A 14,851-nucleotide genomic window follows, 5' to 3' on the forward strand; every position below is an offset into this window, starting at 1 on the left:
TGTTCAATTCAATCTGACGATCGATTTGGCCGAAAATGTCGCGGGCAGCACCAGGCCCGAGTTCGGAATCACCGACGTCCTGGTCAGTGAGGCGCTGATCTCGATATATTCGTGCTGCGGATTGCCGTTGGCGCAATTCGGGTAGCCTGTGCAGGGCGGCACCATGCCCGTATCCGCGACGTTGCTTCCGGTCGGACAGCCGCAGAAATGGGCGGGGGGCGGCGTGGCGGTCACGCCCGTGACCTGATTTGACGGCGTGCTGCCGAAGGCCTGCTCCACCGCCGCGGCAATTCCCGTCTCGTCCCAGCCGTTCGACAGGGCGTAGAGCGCGCCCGCCTCGACGGCCGCATGCACCTGCATGCTCTGATACACCGCCATGCCGAGTTCGACCGTGCCAACGACCAGCGGAACCAGCAGAAGCGAGGCAAACGCGAATTCGATCGCGACCGCTCCCGCTCTGCCGCGTCGCGACCGGTGTGCCGATCTGGGCGTGGCGGGACGCATGACCTACTCCATCAGCTGGACGACGCCGCTGCCGCCGGCCACCGGGGTGCCGCCCACCGAAGGACACCCCGTATCGCTGAGGGTGGCGTTGTTCTGGTAGTCGATCCGCTTTGCGATCAATTGATTGCAGGCGGTCAGGTTGATGGTCGCGTTATTGCTGAAATAGGCGGTCTGGTTCGGAAAATAGATGGCGCCGTCGACGTTCAGGATGGCGTTGTTGCTGAAGGTCTGCGTCACCGTCGGGCTCGCGGTCCGGATGCTGGCGATGGCGATGCCCTTGGTCGCCCCGCTGGTCGGCGCCGTGACGTTCAGCCGCGCATTGTTGCCGATCGAGATGGCATAGTTGCCATCGATCACCAGCGTGACCCCCCCGGTGGCGTTGACCGTGACGTTGTTCTGCAGGATGAGCTGGGTGCCGATGTAATAGGTGCCCGGCGCCAGATTGAGGGTCTGGCGGTTGCTGTAACTCAGTCCCGCCGGATAATAGCCCGGCAGGAGATTGCAGGTGCTGCAATTGCCCGGCTGGGTTCGCGTCACCAGCCCGGCCGTCGAAAACACCACGCCGGCGTAGGGATCCGGGACGCGCGGCGCGCCTTGCGTCCTGGGCGTGCAGTTCAGCTTGGCATTACTCTTCAATTGCCAGCGCCCGTTCACCCAGACCGGTGCGTTGATCTCGGCGTTCTCGTAGACGACCAGCGCATTGTTGCAGCTCGAATTGACGGCGATGCCGCAGTGTTGACCGCACGGCGGCGGCTGGATGATGGCATTATTCCTGATCGTGATCGCCGGCGTACTGGTGCACACGCCGCTGTCCAGCGCGATGATGCAGGAGCTGCCCGCGCGGTTTGCGCTCGCCACCGCCGTCGCCGACACCGTCCAGACGTGAGGTCCCCCGCCGTACGTGCCGGTCACCAGGTTCGCCATCGCCAATGTCTGGGGCTGCTGGACGATCACCTCGACCGCGCTCGTATCGCCGACGAGCGCGCCATGCAGCGGCGGATGGTTGACTGTGACCGCGACGCCGTCGACGCCATTGACGAAATTCAGGCGGCCGGCAATCGAGCGCGCTTCGCCGACCGGGTCGGGCGTCGGATCGGAGAGCGCGACGGCACCGCCGGTTGCCGCAGCGTCCGCGACCGCTTGCATCTGACGCTGCTTGTAATAGACGAAGCCGATTTCAACGGCCAGCGCGCTCGCGCCGATCAGGACGACCGCGAGGATCGCGACCTGGATGGCAACGGCGCCATCGCGGGACTGCCGAAACTGCCGAGCCAGGAATGATATCCAGTCAACGCCACGAAACATCCCGCTGTCGCCGCCTGTCGCGCGTCTCGGTTTCCATCGGCTGAGACAGATGTCCATCCGACGGCATTAATGCTATTTCACTGTGCCGGCGGCCTGTTGATCTGCGTCAAGCGAAACGGCGATCACAACTGGATGAGTTTCGGCCGCTCCTGAAGGTCGCGCACCACCCCGATCGAACTCCATTTTCCATCGAGCTTGACTGCGGAAATCGACAACTCGACCCGGAATGGCGTGCCGCCCTTCTTCAGCGCCGTGACCTCGCGCGGCGTCCCGACCATCGGGCCTGTCCCGGTCTTCGCAAAATCGGCGAGCCCATGGACGACATACGGCAGATCCCCCGGGGCGGCCACCAGCCGGTGCAGATGGCTGCCGACCGCTTCGGCGCTCGAATAGCCGAATATCCGTTCGGCGGCCGGGTTCCAGAACGTCACCACGCCTTCCGAATCCATCGTGATGATGGCGTCGTGCGCGTAATTGGCGATGGCCCCGAGCCGCGCTTCCGCCGCGCGCGTCGCCTCCTTCTGCTTGCGGAGAGCGGCGGCATTCGCCGCCTCCGACAACGCCCGGCTCACCGCCGATGAGAGACGCGACAGCCGGTCCTTCAGGACATAATCGTTGGCACCGGACTTGATCAGGTCCACAGCCGCCTCGTCGTTCAGCACGCCGGTGACGATGATCAGCGGCAAATCCGGCGACTTCTCGTGCGCGAGGATGAGCGCCGAGAAGCCATCGAAGTTCGGGAGCTTGAAATCGGCCAGCACGATATCCGGCTTGAACTCGTCGAGCGCGGCCGTAAAGGTTTCCCTGGTTTCCACCCGCCGGGTCGCGATCGCGAGGCCATCCTTTCGAAGCGTCCGCTCCATCAGCTCGGCATCGGCGGGAGAATCCTCGAGGATCAACACTTTGACATCGGTATGGTGTATCTGATGTCCATCTGAGCTTGGCATTGCCCGCCTCCGCGATGGTCGATCATTCGGTGTATAGGTAGGCCGGCTTGCCTCCGCGACATTGACCCAGCGCAAGAATTGACCCGGCGCAGGAAATGTGGCGTGCCGGGTTCCGTACGGGCCGGCTCAGCTCTCTTTGTGATCGATTAGTTATTCATCGTCAACGCGCGGTAGTATTACCGAGTACCGTTGAATTGCAACCGGACCCTGCGGCCAAGGCAACATCGGCGCCCAGTGCGACCTCACCGCGGCTTGGCCGGCGGACTGTTCACCTCCAGCCAGTACCGCGCGACCACCTCGATCACGGAAGCGAACGATTCGAAATCGACCGGTTTGTTGACGTAGCTGTTGGCGCCCAGCTTGTACGCCTCCTCCTTGTCCCCGTTCACCGTGGACGAGGTCAGGACCACGACCGGCACGGACTTCAATCGCTCTTCGGTCTTTATGGTCCGCAGGACGTCCAGGCCGTCCACCTTGGGCAGCCTCATATCCAGGAAGATCACCGTGGGCCTGCTGGTCGCATCGCGCCCGGCATAAGCGCCTTGACGGAAAAAGAAATCCAGCGCTTCGCGGCCGTCCTTCAGCCAGATCAGGCGATCGGCGAGACCACGCTTCTTCAGGACGCGGATGAAGAGCTCGGCATCTGTCGCATTGTCCTCGATCAAAACGATGTCAAAGTCTGCATTCGGATCAGGCATCTTCAGCCTCCCTTGAAGGCAGGGCGAAATAGAAGCTGGCTCCTTCGCCCGGCCTGCCCTCCGCCCAGACCCGCCCCCCGTGCCGGGTCACGATCTGCTTGACGATGGCAAGCCCGATTCCGGTGCCGGGGTATTCGTCAGGCCCGAGAAGCCGCTGGAACACGCCGAACAGCTTGCCGGCGTATTGCATGTCGAAGCCGATGCCGTTGTCCTTCACCCAGTAGATGGCTTCGCCGGCCTCGACCTTGCCGCCGATTTCGATGACGGCCTCGGGCTTGGGTGCGGTGAACTTGATGCTGTTGTCGAGGAGACCGATCCAGACGCGCTGCAGCATGGCCGCATCGCCGCGCGCTTGCGGCAGCGGCTTGATGTCGATCTTCAGGTTCCGACCGGCGGTGACCGGCCTCAATTCGTCCAACGCGGAACGCGCCGATGTCTCCATATCGACCGCGACCGGGGTCATCTGCTGGCGGCTGGCGTGCGAGAATGCGAGAATGTCGTCGATCAGGCGCGACATCTTGACGGTGCCGTCGTGGACGACGCCGATGATGCGCTTGCCCTCATCGTCGAGCTTGTCGCCGTAGTCCTCGACCAGGAGGCGGGAAAAGCCGTCGATCGCCCGGAGCGGCGGCCGAAGATCGTGCGAGACCGAGTACGAAAACGCCTCGAGCTCGACGTTGGCGGCTTGCAGATCCTGATTGGCCTTCGTGAGCTCGGCGGTGCGAACCTTCACGAGTTCTTCGAGATGCTCGCGGTGCCTGGCGAGTTCCTCGTCGACCCGCTTTCGCCCGCTGATGTCCACCACGCTGGTGACGAGGTAGGTCGGCCGTCCGTCCACGTCCCGGCCCCCGATCCGCGAACTCTCGTCGGCCCAGACCACCGAGCCGTTCTTGTGGAGGTAGCGCTTGATGAAGCGTATCGAATCTCGCGTGCCCGACACCAGCGCATCGATCTCCTTGCGGGTTGCGTCAATGTCGTCGGGGTGGGTGATGTCCTGCCATCTCCGGCCCTTGAGCTCCTCGTCGGCATAGCCGAGCATCCTGCAGAATGCGGCATTCGCCGTGATCTCCCCGGTCATGGCGGTGATCGAGTTGCCGACCGCGGCCTGCTCGAAAAGCGTCCGGAACCGGCGCTCGTTGTCGCGCAGCGCGGTCACGTCCCGTGCGGCGGCGAGGACACCGGCGACGTCGCCGTTCTCGTCGCGATAGATCGCCGCATTGAAGAGAACCTCCATGACCTTGCCCGTGGAGCTGAGCATCGCCAGCGCATGATCCGTCACGAAGCCCTTGGCGAAGGCATCGAGATAGGCCGCCCGGGCCCGTTCCGGCTCGGTAAAGACGCTGGAAGCGTCCGTCCCGATGAGCTGGGCGCGGGACCTGCCGGTAGCCTCCTCCGCCGCCTTGTTGACATCCAGGATCCGTCCGTCACGGCCGATCGCGATCATCGGATCGAGGCCCGCCTCGATCAGGCCGCGGGCATAAAGCGAGGCCCGCAGCGCCTCCTGCTTGGCCCGTTGCTCCGCGGCCTTGGCTCGTATCGCCGCCGTTCCGTAGGCGAGGTCCTCGGCAAGCTCGGTCAGCAGCCGGACCTCGTCGGCGTCGAACGCATCGGAGTCCCCCGAATAGACCATGAGCGCGCCATAGGTCTTGCCGTCCGCGCCGAGCGGCAATGTGGCGGACGAACGATACCCCTTGCGGGTGGCGTATTGCCGCCACGGCCCGAAACTGGGGTCGCTCGGAATGTCCCTGGCGACGACGACCCGCCCCGTCCGAATGGCCGTGCCGGTCGGCCCCTGTCCCCGTTCGACGTCGGCCCAGGAAATATCGGCCTGCCGGACGTAATCCTCGTCATCGCCGCCAATGGCCACCGGACGCACGGATTTTCCCACATCCTGCTGCGCGTAGCCGACCCATGCCAGCCTGTAGCCGCCGACCTCCACCATCGTCCGACAGACATCCGCCAGCAGGGCATCCTCGGAGACGGCGCGGATCACCACGTTGTTGCAGGCGTTGATCATCCGAAGTGCCCGCACCGCGCGGAAACGGGACTCTTCGGCCCGCCGTCGCGCCGTGACATTGCGGGCGGCGGCGAACACCCCAGCCACCGCACCCGACTGGTCGCGGTAGACGCTGGCATTGTAAAGCACGTCCATGACGGCGCCGGATCTGTGCTGCAAGGCCAGCGGATAGTCGACGACCTGGCCTCGGGCGAGAGCAAGCCGGTAACCGGCCCGGGCACTGTCCGGCTCGACAAAGAAATCGGCAAAATCGCGGCCGATGATCTGCTCGCGCCCGTAGCCCGTCGCCTCCTCCGTCGCCCTGTTGACGTCGGTGATCTTGCCATCGGGACTGATCGTCACCAGCGGGTCGAGGCTCGCCTCGACCAGGCTGCGGGCGTACCGCGCCGCTTCTCTCGCGTCCGATTCCACCCGCGTGCGCCCGGTGATATCCCGGACAGCGGTGGAGACCCCGACGATCTTGCCGGAGGCGTCCTTGATCGCCGACAGCGACAGGGAAACCTGGATCCGCTTACCGGCTTTGGTGATGCGTTCGGTATCGAGGCGTTCGACCGTTTCGCCGCGGACCAGCTTTTCAACCAGCGACGCGACTTCGTCCTGATGCTCCCGCGGAACGAGAATGGCGACATTGCGCCCGATCATCTCCGACGCAGCGTAGCCGTAAAGCCTCTCGGCACCTCGATTCCAATCCGTGACATTCCCGTCGAGGTCGTTGCCGAGGACGGCGTCCTCAGTGGTTTCCACGAGGCGTGCCAGCCGCTCCCGTTCGGCCTCCACCATCTCCAGATCGCTCAGGTCGGTGGCGACGGCGACGATCGTCTTCGCTTCGACGTCGAGCGCGCGCATCGTCAGGCGGCAGGGGAAAACCGTGCTGTCCGGTCGCTGCAATAAGACCCGGCTTTTGGCGAAGCCCCCGGCAGCCTGATTCAGCAGATGCTGCACCTTTCCGGCATCGCCACGAGCGACGAACCGGTCCAGCGTCGCGCCGATGACCTTGGCCAGATCGCACCCGACCATTTCGGCGAACCGGCGGCTGGCGTAAAGGATGACGCCGTCGGCGGCGAGCGTGACCGCGCCTTCGCCCATCGTGTCGACGATCGCCCGATCGCGCTGCCCGGCGCCCTTGAGCGCGGACGCCGGCTCGGCGGCGGGAGCGCTGACGGCAACGGCCTCGGCCTTGCCTGTCCTGGGCACGCGCAGCGCCTCCTCGGCCTCCCGCAGCGGGTGCTGCGATGCGGAGGATCTATTCCGCCGTCGTGTCTGTGGGTCCGGAGGCCGGGAAGAACGCCTTGTCATTTCGGCCGACCTTTGGACAACGCCCCGGGCACAAGATCAAACGCGACCAGCGCCCGCTCCTCGCCGGAACGATCGCCTCCGCGGTGCCGGATCGGCAAGGGCAGCTTCGTCACCATCATCGAAACACCAACGACTGTTCGCCTGCCTCCTAGTGTCCCGTTTCCAACGTTCGTATTCCTTTGCAGCAGGCGCTCATACGAACGTTGGAAACAAAGGGACACTAGCATCATTATGATTCTAGTGTGGTTTTGGATCTGACGCTCGTTCGAAGAACTCGCTGCAATATTGAAACGAGCGTCAGATCCACCACACTAGTGTCCCGTCTCCGAATTACCGCTTCGTTTGCCTCACGCTCGCACGGTCATTCGGAGACATAGGGACACTAGCAAAATCAAAGTGCTAGTGTGGCGTATGTCTCGCAATTGCCTACGAGAGGGTTGCCGCGAAGGCGGTAGGCAATTGCGAGACGCCACACTAGTGGAAGGCATCGACGGTGCCTTGCGTACGGTATCGTTTCGGTCCGATCCGGCGAGGCATCGGCGGGTTCGGCCGCACCTGTCGGCAGAAGCCTGATAACGTTGCCCCGCCGAACCGGGCGCCGGATTGAGGTGGATCAAGCAGAGGTCGGCATGGATTGACCCGACGACCGGGCGCGCGAGGGAACCCGCCTGAAAAGGCGACGAGATCATGGCCCGGCATACCCTGGAATCAGAACCGCCAGCTCAGCTGGCCTCTGACGGAATTGTCCTGGGCGCGATCGGACAGGTTGCCGGAATAAGCAACGCTGACGATCACCTGCCGGCCGACCTGCAGATCGAAGCCGGCCTGGACCAGCGCGGCGTCGCGGGCCAGCGGCACGCCCGCGACCGTGAAAGGCGCGCCGTTGGCGGCGAAGGCGAGCGCGGCGGTCGGGACGAGGCCGCCGACGGTATGCTGCCAGGCGGCGGAGGCGCGCAGCGTCAGCAGCATGCCATAGGCCAGGTCGCAGGTCGTGGCGGCGCGGCTTCCAAGCGTCGTATAGCCGATATCGTCGCTGCCGCCGGAAGCCGACAGCGCGGCGAAGCCGGTGCCGCCGCTCTCGGTGAAGCCGCCGGTCTGCAGGTGCACGAAGGCGGCGCCGGCGAACGGCTCGACCGCGACCCCGCCGAACGTGGTGGCGTAGCCGATTTCGCCGAACGCCTGCGTCGTCGTCGCGCGATAGTTCGCCGCGGCGGCGTCGACGAAGCCGGTAAAGGCGATGCTGCGGCTGGCGTCGACCGCGCTGAAGCTCGCCGAGCCCGCGCCGCGCAAGCTCCAGGGACCGACGCTCGCGCCGGCATAGGTGGCGACATGCGCGGTCGCGATACCGGCGCTGCTCGTCCGGTCGCTGATGCTCAACGACGAATTGGTGTAGCCACCGGCGATGCCGGCGAGGCCATTGCCTCCGAACCGGTGATCGAGGCCGGCGAACAGCCCGCCGAGATTGCGGCTGACGCCGGCGGCATCGCCGTCGCCCGCGATGCGGCCCCAGGCTCCGACACCCTGCGCCCAGACCATGGTCTGCGGCGCGGCAACCGCCGCGTCCGCCGCCCCCACCGCGGACGCCGCCTCGCGATCGCCCGCATAGGCGAGCGCCGCCATCGGCGAGCCGCCACCGGCGACGAGCCCCTGCCGCAGCCGGCCGAGCACGGCCTCGCGCAGGAACAGGCTGTCGCCGAACATCACCGTCTTGACGCTGGCATGCACCTCGCCGCCGAGCTGCACCAGCGCGGCGCGCAGCGGCGCCGGATCGCCGTAGTTCAACAGGTCGAGGCTCTTGTACAATCCGTCCATGCCGGTGAACGGCACCGGATAGGGACCGCGGTCGAGCGCCGCGGCCACCGCCCCGGCATTGCCGCCGCCGGCATTCGGGCCGTACAGCAGCGCATAGGCGCCGATCGCCTGCCGGTTGATGTAGTCGGTCGCCGGCAGATATTGCAGGCCGAAGCAATTCGCCCCGCTGGGCGTGCCGGCGATCCACTCCTGGGCCGGACCGCCGCTGCCGCCGAAGGCGGGAGCGCCCATGCCGACGAGAACGCAGCTGCCCGCCGGCACCAGCACGATGGTCTGCATCGTCGGCACCGCCGGCAGCGCCAGCACGTCCTTGATCTGCGCCGGCGTCAGGCCGCGCACGGTGCTGGGATCGGCGATGAAGGCGCGGTTGGGATCGCTCGACGGCGAGCAGGTCGGGCAGTAGAAGCGCACATACTGGGTCGGCACGCTGGTGACGACCATGGCGGCCGCGGCGCTCGCCACGAACGACGGCACCGCCGTGCAGGACGACGGCAGAATATAGAGATTGGCATCCGCGCCGGTGGTGATCGACGGCACGAACGACGGCGGCTGACAGGCCGACGACGGCTTGTAGACGACGCCGCTGACGATCTGGCCCGGCGGCAGGGGCAGCGACGAAACCGACTGCGCCCGCGCGCCGTCGACATGGCCGGCGGCCAGCACGAGCGACAGCGCGATCACCGCGCGCCTTGCAATCCTCCTCGAGGAAGATCCCTGCAGCATGCCGACCATCGCATCTTGAACGAGCTGATACCGAAACGAGCTGATACCGAACGGCTGATGGTCAGCCGATCGTCCCCCGAGTCTCTCCGCCCTGAGACCCGACGCGATCCTCCATGTTTTCGCGCGCATCCGCAATACTCCACAACCGGTGGGCGGTATCACGTTCCCGCCCGGCGCCGTCGAAAGGCGTCGATCGGCGTATTACGCGGCGGGGCAGGTTCATTATCCCCGGACAAACCGTCAGCGGGAAACGCGGAATGGGCCAGGGTCGGAACGTTCCTGCGCCGCGTTTCGCGACAGCTTGACCCATGTCAACCGGCCAGCGCACAGACGTGATTGGAAGGCGGCGGAGGCCGATCATGGCGAAGACATCGAGTTCGCTTGTTGCGGTAATCGCCGCCGTTGCACTCGCGGCCACCGCGGTGTCCGCGAAGGAACCGTCCCTGCTCGGCGGGAGCGTGTCCAGCCCCGGCCCTGGGACAGCCAGCACCGGCCTGATCGACGACATCGGCACAGCCGGCATCGTCAGGCCGCCAAATCCGGACGGAATCGATCGCCTGCGGCTCGCCATCGACGTCGTGGTGCCATCGCCGCCGACCGCGGAAGAATGTATCTTGTGGGTTTTCAAGAATATCTGCGTTCCCGTCACGGTCACCGTCCTCCGGGAGGTGTGCGAAGAGGTCGCGCAGCCGGCGCCGACGCAGCAGCCGGCGCCGTCCACCACCGGAGCGCCGCCCGCCAAACCGATCGTGATCAAGGTCAAGAAGTGCAAGAAGGTGCCGCAAACGGTGACCAAGCAGCAATGCACACAGAAGCGCGTTTGCCAGAAACCCGGAAAGTAGCCGTTTCGCTAGTGTCCCGTCTCCGAATTACCGCGTTGTTTGCCTCACGCTCGCATGGTAACGAATTTCGAATTTCGTAATTTCGATTTCGGTGACAGTGCACTTAATTCCAATTTCGGTGACAGTGATTTCGGTGACAGTGCACTTAATTCCGACGCAATGCGCCGGGCGCCGCCGCTCTCATCGCTCCTCCCATTCCGCCGGCTTCGGCCCGCGCTTGCCCGGCTTGAGCACCCGCCCCGTCAGCTTCTCGATCCGGGTCAGGAAGCGGTCGCTTCCAAGCGGCCGGCCGATGCTCTCGGCGGCGCGCAGCTTCGCGAACAGATCATCCTCATCGTCCGGCGTCGTCGTCAGCAGCCCGGCGATGTCAGGAAAAATCTCCCGCACCGCCCCGCGTGCGGTCACACCGTCGTCCCTGCCGCGCAGATGCGCACGCGTGCTCGACCAGCTCCAATCCTGGGCGCGCGCGACCAGCCGCGCCCGCACCGGGTTGAGGCTGACATAACGCAACGCGGCGGCGAGATGCGCCTCGTCCATCGCCACCGCGCCGAACCGGCCCTGCCAGAAATGCCCACTGCGCTTGCGGCGCGCCTGCACGATCCCCGCATAGATGCGATGCACGCGCGACAGCGCCCGACGCAGGCCGTCCGCATCCGACGGCACCAGGATCAGGTGCACATGGTTCGGCATCAGGCACCATGCCCACACCTCGACCTCCGCGGCGCGACAATGAGTGGCGAGCAGATCGCGGTAGAGGATGTAATCGTCGTCGCTGAAGAACGTCCGCGCCCGCCCGTTACCACGCTGGGTCACATGGTGGGGCAGACCGGGAACGACGACGCGGGCAAGACGGGCCATGGCTCATCCTGCCCGTGTCGTTCGCTGGCGTCAATTAAGTGCACTGTCACCATAATTCATAATTCGTCACCATAATTCCCGAAACCTGCGAGCCGGCTGCGGATCTGACGTGTGAATACGATAGCCGCGCTCAGGGCTGCGCCATGCCGTGGCGCTCTTTTGTCGGCGCCGTCTCGGCGGAGGCGAGATAGGCGATGAAGGCGCGCGCCCGGTCGGCATCTCGCGCCTTCTGGCAGATCGCCGCGGCAAACACCGTCCCCGGCTGGATCGATGGCGGCAGCAAGCCGACGACCTCGATGCCGCCCGCGCCGACGAGTTCGCTGAGCTGCTGAAACCCGACCTCGACCTCGCCGCGAGCCAGCAGAGCCGCGACGGGAACGCCCGGCGGCGCCTGGACGATCCGCTCGGCAACGCTCTGCTCCATGCCCCAGGCCTGCGCCAGCTTGCGGACATGGGCGCCGCTCGGCCCGGTCGAGATGCCGATCGCCCTTGCCGTCGCCATCGCCTCGCGCACCGCCGCCTCGTCCAGCACCTCGGGCCGTGCCGCTCCACTGCGCACCGCCATCGCCATCGGCGAGGCGGCGAAGGCGCGGATCGAGCCCGCCACCAGATGGCCCTCGGCCTCGAGCTTGTCCAGCGCATCGGACGCCAGCACCGCGAAATCGAAACTCTCGCCGGAGCGGATGCGCCTCGCGGCATCGACGCCGCCGACCGATTCGATCGCCACCGCCTCGCCGGTCGCCCTGGCATAGGCCTCGCTGAGCTCGGCGAGAATTTGCTTCGTCGCCATCGACGAAATCCCTGAGACCTTGACGCCCATCGACTGCTCCGCTTTCGAAAAATCCCGGCACCGTTCGCGCAGGTATAAGGGGCCGAGGCCGTCTGTCAAAGAGGTCTGCAGCGCAGCCATCGGCTGGCGGAGGAATGTCGTCCGCGACATTCGCCGGCGGAGGCGCGTCCCACAACAGTCCGTTGCCGCGGCATGCCTCCACTGCACTGGACTCGCCCCTCCTTGAGCCGCTATGGTTTACCGGGGGACAGGGCGTGATCACGTGGACACGACAGGCAAGAGGTTTCGCTGCGGCGGTTCTCGCGGCGGCATTTCTGTTGGTGTCGCAGATCATCGTGTCGTCGGCCATCGCTTCCCGCATGGAAGCGTCCGGCTTGATCTTCGGCGGGGCCGATCAATCGATCTGCGCCGCAGACGGAGGTCATACCGACCGCACTGATCCCCGGCCCGCGGCGCTCCACAAGACACCTTGCGACATCTGCGCGTTTGCTGCCCAGTCGGGCCTGGCGCCCGGACAAGCCGTGGCGCTGCTGGCGGGGGTGCGGTTCGCGACCGGAAAATCCGGCCGGCGGCCGGTCAGCCCCCCAACCTATCAAACCCATGATCCGCGCCTGACACGAGGCCCACCTTCGAACGCTTGAGACGAATTCAACGTCTTTGCGTTCCAGGAGAGCATCACCGTGTCACGTCATCTGCCCACACTTTGTGTGGTGGCAGCAGTTGCTGTCGCCGCATCCCAATCCGCGCACTCTCAGGCCCGGCCCGATCCCACTCTTCCGCCGGTCGTGGTCAATCCGCCGGACGGCAAGAAGGGAGCAAGGCCCGCCCGGCGCGCATCGTCGGCCGCGCGGCGAACCGCCTCACCGCAGCGGACCCAGCCCGCGGCGCCGCCCCTGGCCGGGCCGCCGCTTCCCGCGGGCGCCATCGTCAATCCGAATCTTCCGGTGACCTGGACCACGGCCGGGCCGGTGCAGGGTTATCGCGCATTGTCGGCGCAGTCGGCGACGAAGACGGATACGGCGATCGAGCGGATCGCGCAGAACATCCAGGTCATTCCTCGACAGCTGATCGACGATCAGGGCGCGATATCGGTCAGCGAAGCCGCGTTGAATGCCAGCAACGTACAACCGGTGTATCCCTTGATCGTCGGCAATGCCGAGATGTATCCGATCAAGATCAGGGGGTTCAGCGCCGAACAATGGCGGGATGGCCTGGTCGTCCCGTACGACGCCGGCGACCGCGACGGCCTGGTGAATGTCGAACGCATCGAGATCCTCAAAGGCCCCAACGCAATCCTGTATGGAGGCGGAGCAGGTGCGCCGATCGGCGGAACGCTCAACGTCGTCTCCAAGCTTCCGACGGACAAGGCGAGCGGCGAGTTCGGGGTCAGGCTCGGCAGTCGCCAGTACTGGAATCCGTTCTTCGACATCAATCAGCCTCTGAACGCCGACAAGACAGCATTGTTCCGCATCACTGGAGAGTACACCGGCAACAAGAGCTTCATCGACGTCATCGAATCGAAGCGCTACAACATCAACCCGACCCTGACGCTGACCAATCACGAAGACACCAGGCTCACCATTCAGGGACAGGTTTCAAAGCAACAGCAACAGGCCTATCAGGGCTTGCCTGTCTACGGCACTTTGCTGGGGGATTTCAGGGTTCGGCAGGACCTCTTCATCGGTCCGTCATCGATTGAGCCGAGCTATTCGAAGACCGAAAGCGTTACGGCGACGCTTGACCACCAGTTCAACCCGATCCTCTCCGCCAACGTCAAGGCGCGATGGAGCCAGTCCAGCTTCGATCAGATGTCCCAGAACATCTGGGGAGGCGACTTCACCGGCGCGGTACCTGCCTTTCCCCCGTCGACATGGCTGCTCCAGAACATGGAGATGTATCAGGAGCAGAAGGAATTCACGATCAATCCGAGTCTTCAGGCGAAATTCGCGATCGGGCCCTCGACCCATACGCTGCTCGTCGGCGGCGACTACAGCCGCGTCAGCGATCGCGGGGCGATGACGGCGGACAGCCTGGGAAACAACTGCTTCCTGTTGGGGCTTTGTCTCTTCCCGGTGACGGTCGACCTGGCCAACCCTTCCTTCACCGTGCCATACACGCGGCCTTCCCCGGCAGCGGGTATCGAGTTCGCGAAATATTTCGACTTCCAGAACTCGTACGAGACCAAGGGCGCCTATACCCAACTGCAATCGTCATTCTATGACCGCGTGCATCTTCTCGCCGGCGTGAGACTGGCAAATCTCGACATCTCCTATACCGAAAGCGCCCGGCCCGTTCCCACGACATTCGTTACCGATACGACCAGAGCGCTGCCACGCGCCGGCCTCGTCGTCGACCTGGTTCAGGGCTTGTCGGCCTATGCAAGCTACAGCGAAGGCATGAAATGGGCGGGGTTCACGACGGCGGTCACCCGACCCGCCCCGGAACTGTCGGACCAGGTCGAGGCCGGACTGAAGTTCAACATCAACAAGCAGTTTTCCGGAAATCTATCGGTCTTCGAAATCCATCGCACCAACGTTCCCGTCACCCTGGCGATCGGCGTCGCCGGGTTGACGATGCAAAAATCGAAAGGTTTCGAAGCTGACGCGATCTGGCAACCCGACACCAACTGGAGCTTTCTGGGCAGCTATGGCTTCACGGATGCCGTATTTGCCGAGCCGTTTCTTGACTTCACCGGGGCGGTCATTCCAGCCGGAACCAAGCTGCCATTCGTCCCGCAACACACCGGCCGGCTGTGGGCCAACTACAAGTTCGATCCGGGGGCGCTGCCCGGCGTGAGCCTCGGAGCAGGGATCACGTTCGCGTCGAGCCAGTATGTCGACAATGCCAACCTCTGGCAGACCGCCGGCTATTACACGGTTGATGGCAAGATTGGTTATGAGACGGATCACGTTCGTGCCTTCCTGACCGTCAAGAACCTGACCGGGGAGAAGTACTTCGTCCCCTACACATGGCTTGGCGGACAGGTCGCGCCCGGTGCCCCTCGCGCGGTCTATGGTCAAATCAGCTGGTTGTATTAGCAACCGAACGAGAGAGCCACG

At 64.9% G+C, this 14,851-nt stretch carries 11 protein-coding genes; 3 read left to right on the forward strand and 8 right to left on the reverse strand.

Annotated elements, in window-relative coordinates; genetic code table 11:
- Positions 1-3 precede the first annotated feature (3 nt).
- From DB459_RS00205 to DB459_RS00230, 6 genes are all read right to left on the reverse strand, one after another.
- On the reverse strand, positions 4-504 hold the full coding sequence (locus DB459_RS00205; RefSeq protein WP_253710617.1) for a TadE/TadG family type IV pilus assembly protein: 501 nt from the start codon (positions 502-504) through the stop codon (positions 4-6).
- 3 nt (positions 505-507) lie between these two features.
- A complete protein-coding gene (locus tag DB459_RS00210) occupies positions 508-1,809 on the reverse strand; it encodes a TadE/TadG family type IV pilus assembly protein (RefSeq protein ID WP_253710620.1) in 1,302 nt (433 codons plus the stop codon).
- 122 nt (positions 1,810-1,931) lie between these two features.
- A complete protein-coding gene (locus tag DB459_RS00215) occupies positions 1,932-2,711 on the reverse strand; it encodes a PAS domain S-box protein (protein WP_253710623.1) in 780 nt (259 codons plus the stop codon).
- Between the two features lie 287 nt (positions 2,712-2,998).
- Positions 2,999-3,454 (reverse strand): response regulator, encoded by a 456-nt coding sequence (locus DB459_RS00220; RefSeq protein ID WP_253710625.1) that lies wholly within the window; start codon positions 3,452-3,454, stop codon positions 2,999-3,001.
- A complete protein-coding gene (locus DB459_RS00225; protein ID WP_253710628.1) occupies positions 3,447-6,665 on the reverse strand; it encodes a PAS domain S-box protein in 3,219 nt (1,072 codons plus the stop codon). The genes DB459_RS00220 and DB459_RS00225 overlap by 8 nt, the downstream gene beginning before the upstream one ends.
- An 810-nt stretch (positions 6,666-7,475) precedes the next feature.
- A complete protein-coding gene (locus DB459_RS00230) occupies positions 7,476-9,260 on the reverse strand; it encodes an autotransporter outer membrane beta-barrel domain-containing protein (protein ID WP_253710632.1) in 1,785 nt (594 codons plus the stop codon).
- Between the two features lie 401 nt (positions 9,261-9,661).
- Here DB459_RS00230 and DB459_RS00235 point away from each other — a divergent pair, with 401 nt between their 5' ends.
- Complete coding sequence (locus DB459_RS00235) at positions 9,662-10,144, forward strand: hypothetical protein (RefSeq protein ID WP_253710636.1); 483 nt, start codon at positions 9,662-9,664, stop codon at positions 10,142-10,144.
- Positions 10,145-10,324: 180 nt separating this feature from the next.
- Here DB459_RS00235 and DB459_RS00240 read toward each other — a convergent pair whose 3' ends face one another.
- Positions 10,325-11,002 carry a transposase gene (locus tag DB459_RS00240; protein WP_253710639.1) on the reverse strand — a complete coding sequence of 226 codons (678 nt, stop codon included), beginning with the start codon at positions 11,000-11,002 and terminating at the stop codon, positions 10,325-10,327.
- Positions 11,003-11,132: 130 nt separating this feature from the next.
- Entirely contained in the window at positions 11,133-11,792 is a 660-nt protein-coding gene (locus DB459_RS00245; RefSeq protein ID WP_253710643.1) for a substrate-binding domain-containing protein, read from the reverse strand.
- A gap of 134 nt (positions 11,793-11,926) precedes the next feature.
- Here DB459_RS00245 and DB459_RS00250 point away from each other — a divergent pair, with 134 nt between their 5' ends.
- Complete coding sequence (locus tag DB459_RS00250; RefSeq protein ID WP_253710647.1) at positions 11,927-12,433, forward strand: hypothetical protein; 507 nt, start codon at positions 11,927-11,929, stop codon at positions 12,431-12,433.
- A gap of 39 nt (positions 12,434-12,472) precedes the next feature.
- On the forward strand, positions 12,473-14,830 hold the full coding sequence (locus tag DB459_RS00255; protein WP_253710651.1) for a TonB-dependent siderophore receptor: 2,358 nt from the start codon (positions 12,473-12,475) through the stop codon (positions 14,828-14,830).
- Positions 14,831-14,851: the final 21 nt, after the last annotated feature.

Origin of the sequence: Bradyrhizobium sp. WD16 (assembly GCF_024181725.1) — a bacterium.
Classification (GTDB): domain Bacteria; phylum Pseudomonadota; class Alphaproteobacteria; order Rhizobiales; family Xanthobacteraceae; genus Bradyrhizobium_A.